The organism is Nitratireductor aestuarii, from assembly GCF_014641695.1.
Taxonomy (GTDB): Bacteria; Pseudomonadota; Alphaproteobacteria; order Rhizobiales; family Rhizobiaceae; genus Chelativorans; species Chelativorans aestuarii.
This window is the reverse complement of record NZ_BMIF01000003.1, coordinates 281,401-293,742: the sequence shown is the minus strand read 5'-3', so window position 1 is coordinate 293,742 and position 12,342 is coordinate 281,401. Positions and strand designations below refer to the sequence as shown.

Genomic DNA, 12,342 nt, shown 5'->3' with positions numbered 1-12,342 from the left:
GGTGGTGGTGATCCCGACAGGATTCGAACCTGTGACCCCCAGATTAGGAATCTGGTGCTCTATCCTACTGAGCTACGGGACCGAAAAGGTGCGGCACACATAGCGTGCCCGCCGCCGTTCGCCAAGATGTTTTACTCGAACATGGGCGGCAGGTGCAAGGAATTCACCCTGCGCCCAGCGCTCTTTCCGCAAGGCGCACCCAATAGCTCACGCCATAGGGGATGATGTCGTCGTTGAAGTCGTAATACGGGCTGTGGAGGTCAGCGCTGTCGCCGTTGCCGATGAAGATCATCGCGCCGGGGCGTTCCTCCAGCATGTAGGAGAAGTCCTCTCCCGCCATGATCGGCGCAACGTTTGATTCGACCTGCCCGGCACCGGCCACGTCCGCCGCGACCTCTGCAGCCAGTGCGGTCTGGGCCGGATCGTTGAAGGTCACCGGGTAGTTTGGTGTGTAGTCAACCATTGCTTCCGCGCCATAGGCCGACGCAATGCCGGTGCACAGAGCCTGAATGCGTTCCGCGGCGGCGGCCGCCACTTCCTGGCGCAGGCTGCGAACCGTGCCCAGCATGGAAACACGCTCGGGGATGATGTTATGGCTGTCGCCCGCATTGAGCTTCGTTATCGAGACGACCAGCGCGTCGGTAGGGTCCGTCGAGCGGGAGGTGACTGTCTGAAGTGCAGTAATAATCTGGCTGGCGACGATGATCGGATCAATCGTCGTGTGTGGCATGGCCGCGTGGCCGCCCTTGCCGATGATGGTGATCTCGAGTTCGGCTGTCGCTGCCATGATGGGGCCCGGGCGAATGGCGAAGCTGCCCACCGGTATTCCGGGCATGTTGTGCATGCCGAAGACGGTGTTGATGCCGAACCGCTCCATCATGCCTTCGTTGACCATCTCGCGGCCACCGCCGCCGCCCTCTTCCGCAGGCTGGAAGATCACGGCGACAGAACCGGAAAAATTGCGCGTTCGTGCCAGATGCTTGGCGGCTCCAAGCAGCATGGTCGTGTGGCCGTCATGGCCGCAGGCATGCATCCGACCCGGGATCTTCGAGCGGTAAGGGAGATTGGTCTGCTCCTCGATGGGCAGCGCATCCATGTCGGCGCGCAGACCGACGACGTCCCCCGGACCCCTGGAGCCTCGTATCACGCCAACGACGCCGGTGCGGCCCAGTCCGGTAACGACCTCATCGCAGCCGAAGGCCCGTAACGAGTCGGCAACGAAGCTCGCTGTATCCTCCACGTCGAAAAGTAGTTCAGGCTTCTCGTGCAGCATGTGGCGCCAACGCCGCGCTTCGTCGTGGAGATCAGCAATGTCAGCTACCAGAGCCATGAAAAGTCCTTTGCACACGCAATTGTGGTCCCGCTGTCGCAGGTCCCTTGCTTGCCATCTTACCGTCACAAGCTTTAAATAGCAGGAACATTGTCATGGGAACAGACAATTGGGCGACGCCACTCTGGGCCTTACGAGACAGGAAGTGTATCCAATGAATATCGTAGACCTGAAGCGGCCGGTATGGGCCAAATTGCTTATTGCGGGCGCTGTCGCGCTCGTCATGTCCGCCTCAGCCAGTGCAGGTCCGTATCTTCTCATGGATGTCGGATCCGGCAGGGTCATCGCCCAGGAAGATGCCTTTACCCGCTGGCATCCCGCCTCCCTCACCAAGCTCATGACCGGCTATGTGGCCTTTCGCATGATCCAGAACGGCGATGCAATGTTGCAGACGCCGATCACGATCACAGCAGCGGCGGCCAAGCTTCCGCCTGCCAAGATGGGATATCCGGTGGGCTCGCAGCTGACGCTGGAGACGGCGCTCAAGATCATCATGGTCAAGTCGGCGAATGACGTGGCGCGCTCGATCGCGGACAGCCTCGCTGGCTCGGAAGAGCTGTTCGCCGCCTGGATGAATGCCGAAGCCGGACGGCTTGGCATGCGGGACACTCACTTCGTCAACGCCCATGGCCTGCATACACCGCAGCAGTATACGACCGCGCGGGATCTCGCGATCCTTACGCGCGCGATCCGCACCGAGTTCCCGCAATACGCCGGGTTGTTCTCGATCGAGGGCATCCAGTCGGGCAAGTCGAAGATGCCGAACGGCAATCCGCTCGTCGGGCGCTTCCCGGGCACAGACGGCATGAAGACCGGCTACATCTGCGCATCCGGGTTCAACCTGATTTCCACTGCGACGCGCAACGGCCGCACGCTGGCGGTGGTCGTGCTTGGCTCGCTGTCGCAGACGGAGCGCGCGGAGACCGCTGCCGCCCTTCTGGCCGAAGGGTTCAAGCGTGGTGGCGGGTCCGGCGTGCCGATCACAAATATGCAGCGCACCGCAAACGTGTCCGGCCCTTATGATATTTCGAAGTCGATCTGCACGGCGGAAGCTGCAGCCAAGCGCAGCGAGAAGCGCGACAAGCAGGGTCGTCTCGTCTTCAGTTCACCGCACATGTCTCCAATGACGCGCGAACCCCGTCTCGTGCAGGTTGGGCTGCTCAGCAGCGGCGTTGCCGCCGTGAAGCCCAATGGCAAGGTTGCCATCGGCCAGATGGTCAATGTTCCGCTGCCTACGCCGCGTCCGGACTACACTCCGCTCGCTTATGGTCAGGGCGGTTGAACCGTCGCACGGCCGCTGGCCATGCACGAAGCGTTACTGGCTTCAGCCCCTGGACTTCTCGATGAGAAAACGGTGACCGCCAGCAACCGTGGCGGTTTCCACAAGCTTGTGGTTCTCCTGCTGGCAAAAGGCGGGGATGTCGATCACCGCCAGCGGGTCCGTGGTCTCGAGCCAGATGCGTGATCCGGGTTGCATGTCCGCCAGCCGCTTGCGCGCCTTCAGAACAGGCAGGGGGCACTTGAGCCCCCTCAGATCATAGACCTCAGCTTCAGACATCAGCCGTCAGTTGCCCATGATGCGCGCGAACAGACCGCTAAACGCTGAACGGCGCTGCGGCGCCTTCTGCTGCTCGATGGCTGCGGCAAGTTCCTGCTGCTCTTCCGTGCTGGGAGCTGGCGAAGGGATGCTCGAGACTGCCGTTGGCGCCGGGTCTGCAGCGGCCGGGGCTGCTGCAGTCTTGGCCTGCTGCAGTCGCGTCGCAAAGGCTACCGGAGCCGCTGGTTCAGCGACAGGCGCAGGGTTCGCCGCAACAGCAACAGGCGCCGGCGCAGCCTCGGGCTCGGTCTTTGCAGGTTCAGCCTTGGCTATGGCCGTCGGCGAAGGCAGTGAAGGCGGACGGGCCGCAACCTTCTCGCCACGGGCGCGGCGACGCGACCAGTCTGCGACCAGCTTTGCCTCGTCAAAACCCAAGATCGTCGGCTTTGGCGGTTCGGCGCTGCCAGCCCAGAAGGATTGGGCGCGGGTGAACTCCTTGTCCTGCTCCTTCTTGTGCTGCTCGTAGCGGACAGACAGCCACTCCGGCACGCTCGATGGCGGGCAGGCTTCGGTCGGACGGAAAGTGTGACCCTCAGCCGGGATGCGGTTGAACTGATACTGCTTCTCGCAGACATCAACCTTCGGCGGCTGCTTGGTGATCTCGAAGTGGTCGTAGCCAACCTTGAGCATCTTCCAGAACTCGAAGTTCGGATCGTCCTTGTAGCGGGCCATGTTCTTCGGCGTCATGCGGAACGGGTAGGCCTGAATCTGGAAAGCAGCCTGGCCACCCGCAAACGCGTCGCGTGCGAAGGCGTAGATCTCCTCGATCTGCGGATCCGTCATGGAGTAACAGCCGGCAGAGGAGCAATCGCCGTGGACCATCAGGTGCACGCCCGAGCGACCGTTGGCGCGATCGTAGGCGTTCGGGAAACCGATGTTGAAGGACAGGTGATAGGACGAGTTCGGGTTCATCTGCGCGGGCGTGACCGTGTAGAAGCCCTCCGGCGCCTGGCGGTCGCCTTCCAGGAACTTCGGTCCCAGCTCGCCCGACCACTTGCAGATCTCGTAGCTCGCGATCAGGTCAAACTTGCCGTTGTTCTTCTGCTTCCAGACCTCAAGAACGCTCTCTTCCTTGAAGATGCGCATGAGGATGGGGGACGTTTTCTTCATCCCCTTGGCGCTCATCTCGGCAACGATCTTGGAGGGCAGCTGACGCTGCGCCTTCTTGGGAGCGATATCTTCGAGGGTGCCTCCACTACATCCCGCTATCGTAGCAAGAGCCACGGAAAGGATGAAAGCACGTGCAATGCGGTTTTTCATACGCTACCTGCTGGTCCAATTGCCCGCCCGCCAGCGGCTGGCTCCCCAGTTAGAACCCACATGCTTGATAAAGTGTTACTCGAAGCACCCAATTCTGAGTCGATCTAACATCGAAGTCCAACGGCGCGCAAGAATAGCACCGTAAGATTACGCGGAGGATGCCCGCTTACGGCCGCCGTTGAGGTAGCCGAAGCGTCCTTTAATACAGAAGGCGTAGGGGCACCCCGGACCCGGGGCGCGCTTCGAAAGGTTAGAGGGTGCGGCCGATTGCGAGGAACTTTTCGCGGCGCAGTTCGCGGTAGTCCTGACCGAGGGCGGCCAGATCCGCGAAACCCTTCTCGATGGTGCGGCCCGTCAGCTCGATCGTCGCCTCGCGGTCACGGTGGGCACCACCAAGCGGCTCAGGGATGATGCCGTCGATGACCTTGAGCTGCAGGAGATCCTGCGCGGTGATCTTCATGTTGGTCGCCGCATCCTTGGCGCGCGTCGGGTCGCGCCAGAGAATACTGGCAGCACCTTCCGGCGAGATCACCGAATAGATCGAATGCTCCAGCATGTAGACGAGGTTCGCCGTGGCAATGGCAATTGCGCCGCCCGAACCGCCTTCGCCGATGACCACCGAAATGTTTGGCACCTTCAGCGACAGACATTTGGAGGTGGAGCGCGCAATCGCTTCTGCCTGGCCGCGCTCTTCCGCACCAACACCGGGATAGGCGCCGGCGGTATCAACGAGCGAGATGACCGGGACGCCGAAACGGTCGGCCATATCCATGATGCGGATCGCCTTGCGGTAGCCTTCAGGGCGGGCCATGCCGAAGTTGTGCTTAAGACGGCTCTGGGTGTCGTTGCCCTTTTCCTGGCCGATAATGGCGATCGACTGCCCCTTGAAGCGGGCAAAGCCCGCTACCACGGCCTGGTCCTCGCCAAAATTGCGGTCACCCGCCAGAGGCGTGAAGTCAGTGAACAAGGCACGCACGTAGTCCATGCAATGCGGACGGTCCGGATGGCGGGCCACCTGAGCCTTCTGCCAGGGCGTCAGAGCCTTGTAGAGATCGCGGAGCGCATCCTTGGAGCGCTTTTCCAGCCGGGAAATCTCATCGCCAACATCGACCGCCTCGCCAGCATCCGAGAGCTTCTTCAGCTCAAGGATCTTGCCTTCAAGGTCGGCGACCGGCTTTTCGAAATCTAGATAATTGTACATCAACCCGCCAAACGGTAGGAATTAGTGAGGTAGAGCTACTCTTACATGCTCGGCTAACCAGTGGGGTCTCACATAGCGACCAACCACCTAATCGGCAAGCGGATGGTTGTTCTGAACCAGATCTCGAAGCCGTTTTTCCAGCACATGCGTGTAAATTTGCGTCGTTGAGATATCACTATGACCCAACAACTGCTGAACAGAGCGTAAATCCGCACCATTTTGCAGAAGGTGGCTGGCAAAAGCATGACGCAATACATGTGGCGATGTTTTGGCAGCCGAGATTCCTGCCCTGGCGCTCAAGCCCTTTAATTCGCGCGCGAATACCTGGCGGGGCAAATAGCCCTCCTTCGAAGCGGCAGGGAAAAGCCATGAGCTTTGCGCCCAGCCAGGATGCCGCGCGCGCTCGTCCAGCCATGCGGTCATGGAGCGCTTGGCGTTGGTTGAAAGCGGGACCATCCGCTCCTTACGGCCCTTACCCCTGACCACAAAGAAGCGCTCGTTGCGCTTCGCCACCGTTGCCGGCAGCGCGACCAGCTCCGAAACACGCAGGCCCGATGCGTAGAGCAGTTCGAGAAGGGTCGATAGCCGCTGTGCCGCAAACCGCTCTGACGAGCCTGGCTGGGCGCGGCCGATTTCTTCTTCTGCGCGGTCCAGAAGCTTCTTCACTTCGTTTTCGGAAAGAAGCTTCGGCAGCGCCCTGCCCTTCTTTGGCGCATCGAGCAGGCCGGTCGGGTCATCCGTGCGGATACCTTCGGCGTAGAGAAACTTGAAGAACTGCCGAATAGCCGATGTCTTGCGCGCCTGGGTGCTGGCGGCGAAATGGCGCCGGCCCATGTCCGCGATCCAGGAGCTGACGCCCGCTGGACTTGCTGTCGCAAGGCTGCCTCCGCCGGCGGAGAAGAATGCATCCGCATCCTCAAGATCGCGCCGGTAGGAGCTCAGCGTGTTGTCGCTCGCGCCACGCTCGGCAGCCATCATCTCAAGGAAGGCCTCGATTCGAACCCCGGATCCACTCATTGCAGCTTCTCCACCGGTACCTCCAGGATAGTCTCGACCCTCTTGGGCTCAACGAACGTAACCAGAGCGAACATCACGGCATAAATAACGCATCCCAGCAGGAGGAGGATAAGAATGAGCCGGGTAAGGGTGGGCATAGGTGGTGTTTTCCTATTCCTGTTTTCCAAAGACCAGCTTATGGATGGCGATAGAACCCTACATTATACCCGTATTGTTACCAGCCGCTTGACGTAGAATGTCTTTTGATGTCGAAACCCGGCCCATGAAGGTCGCGAGTGTGCCACAAACCGTCGACACTGCCCGTCTGCTCAAGCGGCTAGGACGGAGAAGCATTGTTTTTGTCGGCATCATGGGCGCTGGCAAGACGGTTATCGGCCGAAAAGTCGCTTCTCTCTGTAATCTTCCCTTCGTCGACAGCGACCATGAGATCGAAAAGGTCTCGCGGATGTCGATCCCGGAACTTTTCTCCGCCTATGGCGAACCGGAATTCCGTGCACTTGAAGAACGCGTAATCGAACGCCTGTTGCGCAACGGGCCGCAGGTTCTTTCCACCGGTGGCGGCGCATTCATGAGTGAGGCGACCCGCGAAGTGGTGAAGCGCCGCGGAGTGTCCGTCTGGCTCAATGCCGACATCGACACGCTGATGAACCGCGTTTCCAAGCGGCAGAACCGTCCGCTCCTCGCTACCGAGGATCCGAGGGCGGTGATGGAGCGATTGATGGCTCTGCGCTATCCGGTATATGCGAACGCCGACGTGATGATCCATTCGCGCGACGATTCCAAGGATCAGATCGCAAGCGAAGTCCTGTTGGGTCTCACCAAACATCTGGCCGCGCGGCGTAGAAGGAAAAGAAAAGCAAAATGACCACGGCGGAACCGCACGAAACGATTCGCGTCGGCCTGGAAGAGCGGGCCTACGACATTCTGATTGGCGCCAATCTGCTGGAGCGGGCCGGCGAAGAGATCGCGGCGCGCATGCCGGGTGCCCGTGCCGCAATCGTTACCGACGAGAATGTCGCCGCCATCCATCTGAAGGCGCTTGAAGCAGGCTTGGCCAAGGCCGGCATCCAGAGCACAGCGGTGGTCGTGCCCGCCGGCGAGCAGAGCAAGAGCTTTTCCGTTCTGCAGACCGTTGTTGACGCCATTCTCGCCGCGCGTCTCGAACGCCGCGACGTGGTGATCGCGCTTGGCGGCGGTGTTGTGGGCGACCTTTCCGGCTTTGCTGCCGGTATCATCCGTCGCGGCATGGATTTTGTGCAGGTGCCTACCTCGCTTCTGGCGCAGGTCGACTCTTCCGTCGGCGGCAAGACCGGCATCAATACCGCACATGGCAAGAACCTTGTCGGGGTCTTCCATCAGCCCAAGCTCGTGTTAGCCGATACGTCCGTGCTGGACACGTTGCCGGAGCGCGAGTTCCGTGCAGGCTATGCCGAGACGGTAAAGTACGGGCTTATCGACCGGCCGGACTTCTTCGAATGGCTGGAAGCCAACTGGCGCGAAGTCTTCGCCGGCGGTCCGGCCCGTGCGCGCGCCATCGCGGTGGCCTGCCAGTCAAAGGCGGAGGTCGTCGCGCGTGATGAACGTGAAACCGGTGACCGCGCGCTTCTGAACCTTGGGCACACCTTCGGCCATGCGCTGGAAGCGACTACGGGCTACGACAGCGCCCGCCTTGTCCACGGCGAAGGCGTGGCCATCGGCATGGCGCTGGCGCACCGCTTCTCGGCCCGACTCAATCTTGCCAGTCCGGATGACGCAGTGCGCGTCGAAGCGCATCTCACGCAAGTTGGCCTGCCGACAAAGCTCTCCGACATTCCGGGCGAGCTACCGGATGCGGAACAGCTTCTTGCCTACATCACGCAGGATAAGAAGGTTTCGCGCGGTGCGCTTACCTTCATCCTGACGCGCGGCATCGGCCAGTCCTTCATCGCCAAGGACGTGCCTTCGTCCGAAGTTCTCACCTTCCTGAGGGATAGCCTGGCACGATGAACCTAGAGCTTGCGATAGCGGTTGGCGCCATTCTGGTGCTGGTCATTCTCGCGTTCCTTTTCTCGGGAACCGAGGCCGCGATCACTGCAAGCTCCAAGGCCCGCCTGCACAATCTCGAGAACAACGGAGACAGCAAGGCAAGACGAGTTACGAGGCTCAATGCAGAGCGTGACCGGCTGCTGGGGGCTCTGCTCATCGGCAACAATCTCGTCAGGATCCTTGCTGCGGCTTTGGCCACGAGCATCCTGACGGCCCTGTTCGGCCCGATCGGCATTCTCTACGCCACGGTGACCGTAACCGTCATTTTCGTGATCTTTTCGGAAATCCTGCCGCGATCCTGGGCGCTGGTGCATCCTGAGCAGACGGCGCTCTCGCTTTCCGGCTTCGCACGGCTCGCCCATGTGATTTTCGGGCCGCTTTCGCTGGCAGCCAATGCCATCGTCCGCTTCGTACTCGGACTGTTCGGGACCCGTTTTTCGCGCGAAACGCCGATGCTTTCTGCTCATGATGAACTGCGTGGCGCCGTCGAAGTTCTCCAGCAGGAGGGCTCGATGGTCAAGCAGGACCTGGACCGCGTTGGCGGGCTACTGGACCTGAACGAGCTCGAAGTCTGCGATATCATGGTCCACCGCACCGCGATGCGCTCGGTGAACGCGGACAATCCGCCCGCCATGGTGGTCGATGAGATCCTGAAGAGCCCCTACACGCGCACGCCCATCTGGCGCGGTAGTGCCGAGAACATCATCGGCGTCGTGCATACCAAGGACTTGCTGCGTGCACTGCATGCCGACAACCGGCCCGAACACATCGACATTACGAAAATCGCAAAAACGCCGTGGTTTGTGCCGGACACAACCAGCCTGCAGATGCAGCTCAACGCCTTCCTGCGCCGCAAGGCCCACATGGCCATTGTCGTGGATGAGTACGGTGAAGTGCAGGGGCTCGTGACGCTCGAGGACATCATCGAGGAAATCGTCGGCGATATCGCGGACGAGCATGACGTCGAGGTTCAGGGTGTGCGCCAGGAGGCCGACGGGTCAATCGTGGTCGAGGGCTCAGTGCCGATCCGGGACCTGAACCGCGCGCTCGACTGGAATCTGCCGGACGAGGAAGCGACAACGATCGCAGGCCTCGTCATCCACGAGTCGCAGACGATCCCGGAGGAGAAGCAGGCGTTCACCTTCTTCGACAAGCGCTTCATCGTGATGAAGCGCGAGAAGAACAGGATCACCCGCCTGCGCATCCGCCCGATCGGCGTGGATGAAGCTGTAAAGCTACGGTAAGCTTTTCCGTAAGCTTACCAGCGGGTGGGCTCTCCAAGAGCGCTCGGCTCAATCGCCAGTGCGTGCACGCCGCCCTTTAGCTCATCGGCTAGTAGCGTGTTGACCGCACGGTGTCGCTCGACGCGGCTCATGCCTTCGAAGGCCTTCGAAACAATCCGCACACGGAAATGTGTCTCGCCGTTGGCTTCGAACTGCTCTTCACGACCTTCATGAACATGATGGTGGCCAGCGTGGAGATGACTCTCGTTGATCACCACAAGCCGCTCCGGCGAGAAATGCGCCGTGAGCTTGTCCTCGATCGCTTTTTGGATAGACAAACCGAACTCCTGATACCATATGTGGCCCATTCCCACTTTGTCGTAGATTCCACCGACCGCGAGGGCTGGCGGATCCAAGCGTGGAATAGGTGACACCGTCACCGCGATAGTACCGCCTGCAACAGGGCAGACGGTGCAGCCCTTTTGACAGAAGCCAGCAGGACAGCCAACGGCTTTAGACTGGATCTTCGTCGAAAGCATCGATGGCGGAAAATGTCAATTCTTGTTTCGGAGCCTCAGTAGGCGGTACCTTAAGACTCGTTAGCTGGATTTACGAAGGGCATGAAACTCAACTCGAAATACTTCGAGAAGATCCGCATCCGTCCCGACCCCACCACCAAGCAACCGCAGGAGCGGAAGTGCCAGTGGGATGGGTGCGACGGGGCTGGAACGCATCGCGCGCCGGTGGGCCGCGATCGCGAAGGCGAATACTTCTTCTTCTGCTTTGATCACGTTCGCGAATATAACAAGAATTACAATTACTTCTCCGGCCTCAAGGACGGCGATATCTCACGTTTCCAGAAGGAAGCGCTGACAGGAAACCGGCCGACCTGGAAGTTCGGGTCAAATGCCAGCGGTCAGGCGGCGCCCGACTTCGCGCCGTTCCGGTCCGGAAACGCGGCGCATTTCCGCCGCATGGGTGATCCGCTCAACCTGTTTCGCGAGCGTCAGGAACGCGCAGGCAATCACACGCGCGTGGTCAAGCCTCTGGAAGCAAAAGCGCTCGAAACTCTCGGTTTGGATGCGAAGGCCACTGGCGCAGACATCAAGTCGCGCTATAAAGAGTTGGTAAAACGCCATCATCCTGATGCGAACGGTGGCGACAGGGGATCGGAAGAGCGTCTGCGCGACGTGTTGCAGGCCTACCGCATTCTAAAACAATCGGGTTACTGTTAGCCCAGGTCTCTGTTATGAGACCATCCGACACAACGAAATGCGGCGCGAACGCGGCTTCGCGCGCGCGGAGGAATGATGAACAAGATCGACCGCGACATATCCAATCTGCCGGATACGACCGTTTCGGTACGGGACACCTTCGGCTTTGAATCGAACATGGTCGTGCCAGCATACTCGCAGACCGATCCCAATGTTCCGGACCTCGACCCGGACTACCTGTTCGACCCGCAGACCACGCTCGCGATCCTGGCAGGCTTTGCCTACAACCGTCGCGTGATGGTGTCTGGCTACCACGGCACGGGTAAGTCCACCCACATCGAGCAGGTTGCCGCCCGCCTCAACTGGCCGTGCGTTCGCATCAACCTCGACAGCCACGTGAGCCGTATCGACCTCGTCGGCAAGGACGCCATCGTGCTCCAGGACGGCAAGCAGGTGACGGAATTCCGCGACGGCATTCTTCCCTGGGCCTACCAGCGCAATGTCGCTCTCGTGTTCGATGAGTATGATGCCGGTCGCCCGGACGTGATGTTCGTCATCCAGCGCGTGCTTGAATCCTCCGGTCGCCTGACGCTGCTCGACCAGAGCCGCGTGCTGCGCCCGCATCCTGCCTTCCGCATCTTCGCGACCGCCAACACGGTCGGTCTTGGCGATACGACCGGCCTCTATCACGGCACGCAGCAGATCAACCAGGCCCAGATGGACCGCTGGTCGATCGTGACGACGCTGAACTACCTGCCGCACGAAAAGGAAGTGGGCATCGTCCAGGCCAAGGCGAAGCACTACCAGAACACGGAAGGTGCCGAGATCGTCAACCGCATGGTGCGCGTTGCAGACATGACCCGCTCTGCCTTCATGAACGGCGATCTGTCGACCGTCATGAGCCCGCGTACGGTGATCATGTGGGCGGAAAACGCCGAGATCTTCGGCGACGTCGGTTTTGCCTTCCGGCTCACCTTCCTCAACAAGTGCGATGAGCTGGAACGCTCGATCGTTGCCGAGTTCTACCAGCGCGCTTTCGGCGAGGAGCTGCCGGAGTCTGCTTCCAACGTGGTCTTGGGATAATCGTTCATCTTCGGGAGGGAGGGAACAATGCAGTATCGGGGTAGCTGTCACTGCAAGGCGGTATCGTTCACAGTCGATGTCGATCTGGCGAACCCGATCACGTGCAATTGTTCCTACTGCCAGCGTCGCGGCAGCATTCTCGCGTTCACTCCGGAGCAGAACTTCTCGCTGGAAAGCGGCAAGGACAAGCTCACCGAGTACCGCTTCAACACGAACAAGATCGAGCACCTCTTCTGCTCGGTCTGCGGCATGGAATCCTTCTCCCAGGGTGAAGCACCCGATGGACGAAGGATGGTTGCCGTCAACGTTCGCTGCCTTGAAGACGTCGATGTTTCAAGCCTTAATCCAACCATGGTGGACGGGCGTTCCCGCTAGCCACCATGCATGACGCC

The 12,342-nt window shown here is 60.5% G+C and carries 13 protein-coding genes and 1 tRNA gene; 7 read left to right on the top strand and 7 right to left on the bottom strand.

Annotated features, from left to right (window positions below; genetic code table 11):
- Nucleotides 1-5: 5 nt before the first annotated feature.
- Together IEX27_RS07560 and IEX27_RS07555 are read right to left on the bottom strand one after the other, a co-directional pair.
- Nucleotides 6-82: transfer RNA gene (locus tag IEX27_RS07560), tRNA-Arg, on the bottom strand.
- Between the two features lie 81 nt (nt 83-163).
- A complete protein-coding gene (locus tag IEX27_RS07555) occupies nt 164-1,330 on the bottom strand; it encodes a M20 aminoacylase family protein (RefSeq protein WP_188720334.1) in 1,167 nt (388 codons plus the stop codon).
- 154 nt (nt 1,331-1,484) lie between these two features.
- Here IEX27_RS07555 and IEX27_RS07550 point away from each other — a divergent pair, with 154 nt between their 5' ends.
- The gene (locus IEX27_RS07550) at nt 1,485-2,612 is read left to right on the top strand and encodes a D-alanyl-D-alanine carboxypeptidase family protein (protein WP_188720333.1); all 1,128 of its coding nucleotides are present in this window, start codon (nt 1,485-1,487) and stop codon (nt 2,610-2,612) included.
- A gap of 42 nt (nt 2,613-2,654) precedes the next feature.
- Here IEX27_RS07550 and IEX27_RS07545 read toward each other — a convergent pair whose 3' ends face one another.
- From IEX27_RS07545 to IEX27_RS07530, 4 genes are all read right to left on the bottom strand, one after another.
- Entirely contained in the window at nt 2,655-2,888 is a 234-nt protein-coding gene (locus tag IEX27_RS07545) for a sulfurtransferase TusA family protein (RefSeq protein ID WP_188720332.1), read from the bottom strand.
- Between the two features lie 6 nt (nt 2,889-2,894).
- Nucleotides 2,895-4,187 carry a L,D-transpeptidase family protein gene (locus tag IEX27_RS07540; protein WP_188720331.1) on the bottom strand — a complete coding sequence of 431 codons (1,293 nt, stop codon included), beginning with the start codon at nt 4,185-4,187 and terminating at the stop codon, nt 2,895-2,897.
- A 250-nt stretch (nt 4,188-4,437) separates the two neighbouring features.
- Nucleotides 4,438-5,388 carry an acetyl-CoA carboxylase carboxyltransferase subunit alpha gene (locus IEX27_RS07535; RefSeq protein ID WP_188720330.1) on the bottom strand — a complete coding sequence of 317 codons (951 nt, stop codon included), beginning with the start codon at nt 5,386-5,388 and terminating at the stop codon, nt 4,438-4,440.
- A gap of 87 nt (nt 5,389-5,475) precedes the next feature.
- Entirely contained in the window at nt 5,476-6,405 is a 930-nt protein-coding gene (locus tag IEX27_RS07530) for a site-specific tyrosine recombinase XerD (protein WP_188720329.1), read from the bottom strand.
- A 262-nt stretch (nt 6,406-6,667) separates the two neighbouring features.
- On the opposite strand from IEX27_RS07530, the gene IEX27_RS07525 reads away from it, so the two are divergent.
- The 3 genes from IEX27_RS07525 to IEX27_RS07515 are packed head-to-tail and all read left to right on the top strand — an operon-like array spanning nt 6,668 to nt 9,674.
- Nucleotides 6,668-7,270, top strand: a complete 603-nt coding sequence (locus tag IEX27_RS07525) for a shikimate kinase (protein WP_188720409.1) — start codon at nt 6,668-6,670, stop codon at nt 7,268-7,270.
- Nucleotides 7,267-8,391, top strand: coding sequence for a 3-dehydroquinate synthase (aroB, locus tag IEX27_RS07520; RefSeq protein ID WP_188720328.1), 1,125 nt, complete (start codon nt 7,267-7,269; stop codon nt 8,389-8,391). The genes IEX27_RS07525 and aroB overlap by 4 nt, the downstream gene beginning before the upstream one ends.
- Nucleotides 8,388-9,674, top strand: coding sequence for an HlyC/CorC family transporter (locus IEX27_RS07515; protein WP_188720327.1), 1,287 nt, complete (start codon nt 8,388-8,390; stop codon nt 9,672-9,674). Before aroB ends, IEX27_RS07515 begins: the two co-directional genes overlap by 4 nt.
- Before the next feature lie 14 nt (nt 9,675-9,688).
- Here IEX27_RS07515 and IEX27_RS07510 read toward each other — a convergent pair whose 3' ends face one another.
- Complete coding sequence (locus IEX27_RS07510) at nt 9,689-9,991, bottom strand: BolA family protein (protein WP_188720326.1); 303 nt, start codon at nt 9,989-9,991, stop codon at nt 9,689-9,691.
- Between the two features lie 282 nt (nt 9,992-10,273).
- Here IEX27_RS07510 and IEX27_RS07505 point away from each other — a divergent pair, with 282 nt between their 5' ends.
- The 3 genes from IEX27_RS07505 to IEX27_RS07495 all read left to right on the top strand — a co-directional run bounded on the left by IEX27_RS07505 (nt 10,274) and on the right by IEX27_RS07495 (nt 12,325).
- Nucleotides 10,274-10,888, top strand: coding sequence for a J domain-containing protein (locus IEX27_RS07505; protein ID WP_188720325.1), 615 nt, complete (start codon nt 10,274-10,276; stop codon nt 10,886-10,888).
- Between the two features lie 75 nt (nt 10,889-10,963).
- Nucleotides 10,964-11,950 (top strand): cobaltochelatase subunit CobS, encoded by a 987-nt coding sequence (gene cobS / locus IEX27_RS07500; RefSeq protein WP_188720324.1) that lies wholly within the window; start codon nt 10,964-10,966, stop codon nt 11,948-11,950.
- 27 nt (nt 11,951-11,977) lie between these two features.
- Nucleotides 11,978-12,325 carry a GFA family protein gene (locus IEX27_RS07495; RefSeq protein WP_188720323.1) on the top strand — a complete coding sequence of 116 codons (348 nt, stop codon included), beginning with the start codon at nt 11,978-11,980 and terminating at the stop codon, nt 12,323-12,325.
- Nucleotides 12,326-12,342 lie beyond the last annotated feature (17 nt).

Excerpts from the sequence above, each read along its gene's own strand:
- IEX27_RS07555 (WP_188720334.1), bottom strand. The coding sequence starts at position 1,330 with ATGGCTCTGGTAGCTGACATTGCTGATCTCCACGACGAAGCGCGGCGT.
- IEX27_RS07550 (WP_188720333.1), top strand. The coding sequence starts at position 1,485 with ATGAATATCGTAGACCTGAAGCGGCCGGTATGGGCCAAATTGCTTATT.
- IEX27_RS07545 (WP_188720332.1), bottom strand. The coding sequence starts at position 2,888 with ATGTCTGAAGCTGAGGTCTATGATCTGAGGGGGCTCAAGTGCCCCCTG.
- IEX27_RS07540 (WP_188720331.1), bottom strand. The coding sequence starts at position 4,187 with ATGAAAAACCGCATTGCACGTGCTTTCATCCTTTCCGTGGCTCTTGCT.
- IEX27_RS07535 (WP_188720330.1), bottom strand. The coding sequence starts at position 5,388 with ATGTACAATTATCTAGATTTCGAAAAGCCGGTCGCCGACCTTGAAGGC.
- IEX27_RS07530 (WP_188720329.1), bottom strand. The coding sequence starts at position 6,405 with ATGAGTGGATCCGGGGTTCGAATCGAGGCCTTCCTTGAGATGATGGCT.
- IEX27_RS07525 (WP_188720409.1), top strand. The coding sequence starts at position 6,668 with ATGAAGGTCGCGAGTGTGCCACAAACCGTCGACACTGCCCGTCTGCTC.
- aroB (WP_188720328.1), top strand. The coding sequence starts at position 7,267 with ATGACCACGGCGGAACCGCACGAAACGATTCGCGTCGGCCTGGAAGAG.
- IEX27_RS07515 (WP_188720327.1), top strand. The coding sequence starts at position 8,388 with ATGAACCTAGAGCTTGCGATAGCGGTTGGCGCCATTCTGGTGCTGGTC.
- IEX27_RS07505 (WP_188720325.1), top strand. The coding sequence starts at position 10,274 with ATGAAACTCAACTCGAAATACTTCGAGAAGATCCGCATCCGTCCCGAC.
- cobS (WP_188720324.1), top strand. The coding sequence starts at position 10,964 with ATGAACAAGATCGACCGCGACATATCCAATCTGCCGGATACGACCGTT.
- IEX27_RS07495 (WP_188720323.1), top strand. The coding sequence starts at position 11,978 with ATGCAGTATCGGGGTAGCTGTCACTGCAAGGCGGTATCGTTCACAGTC.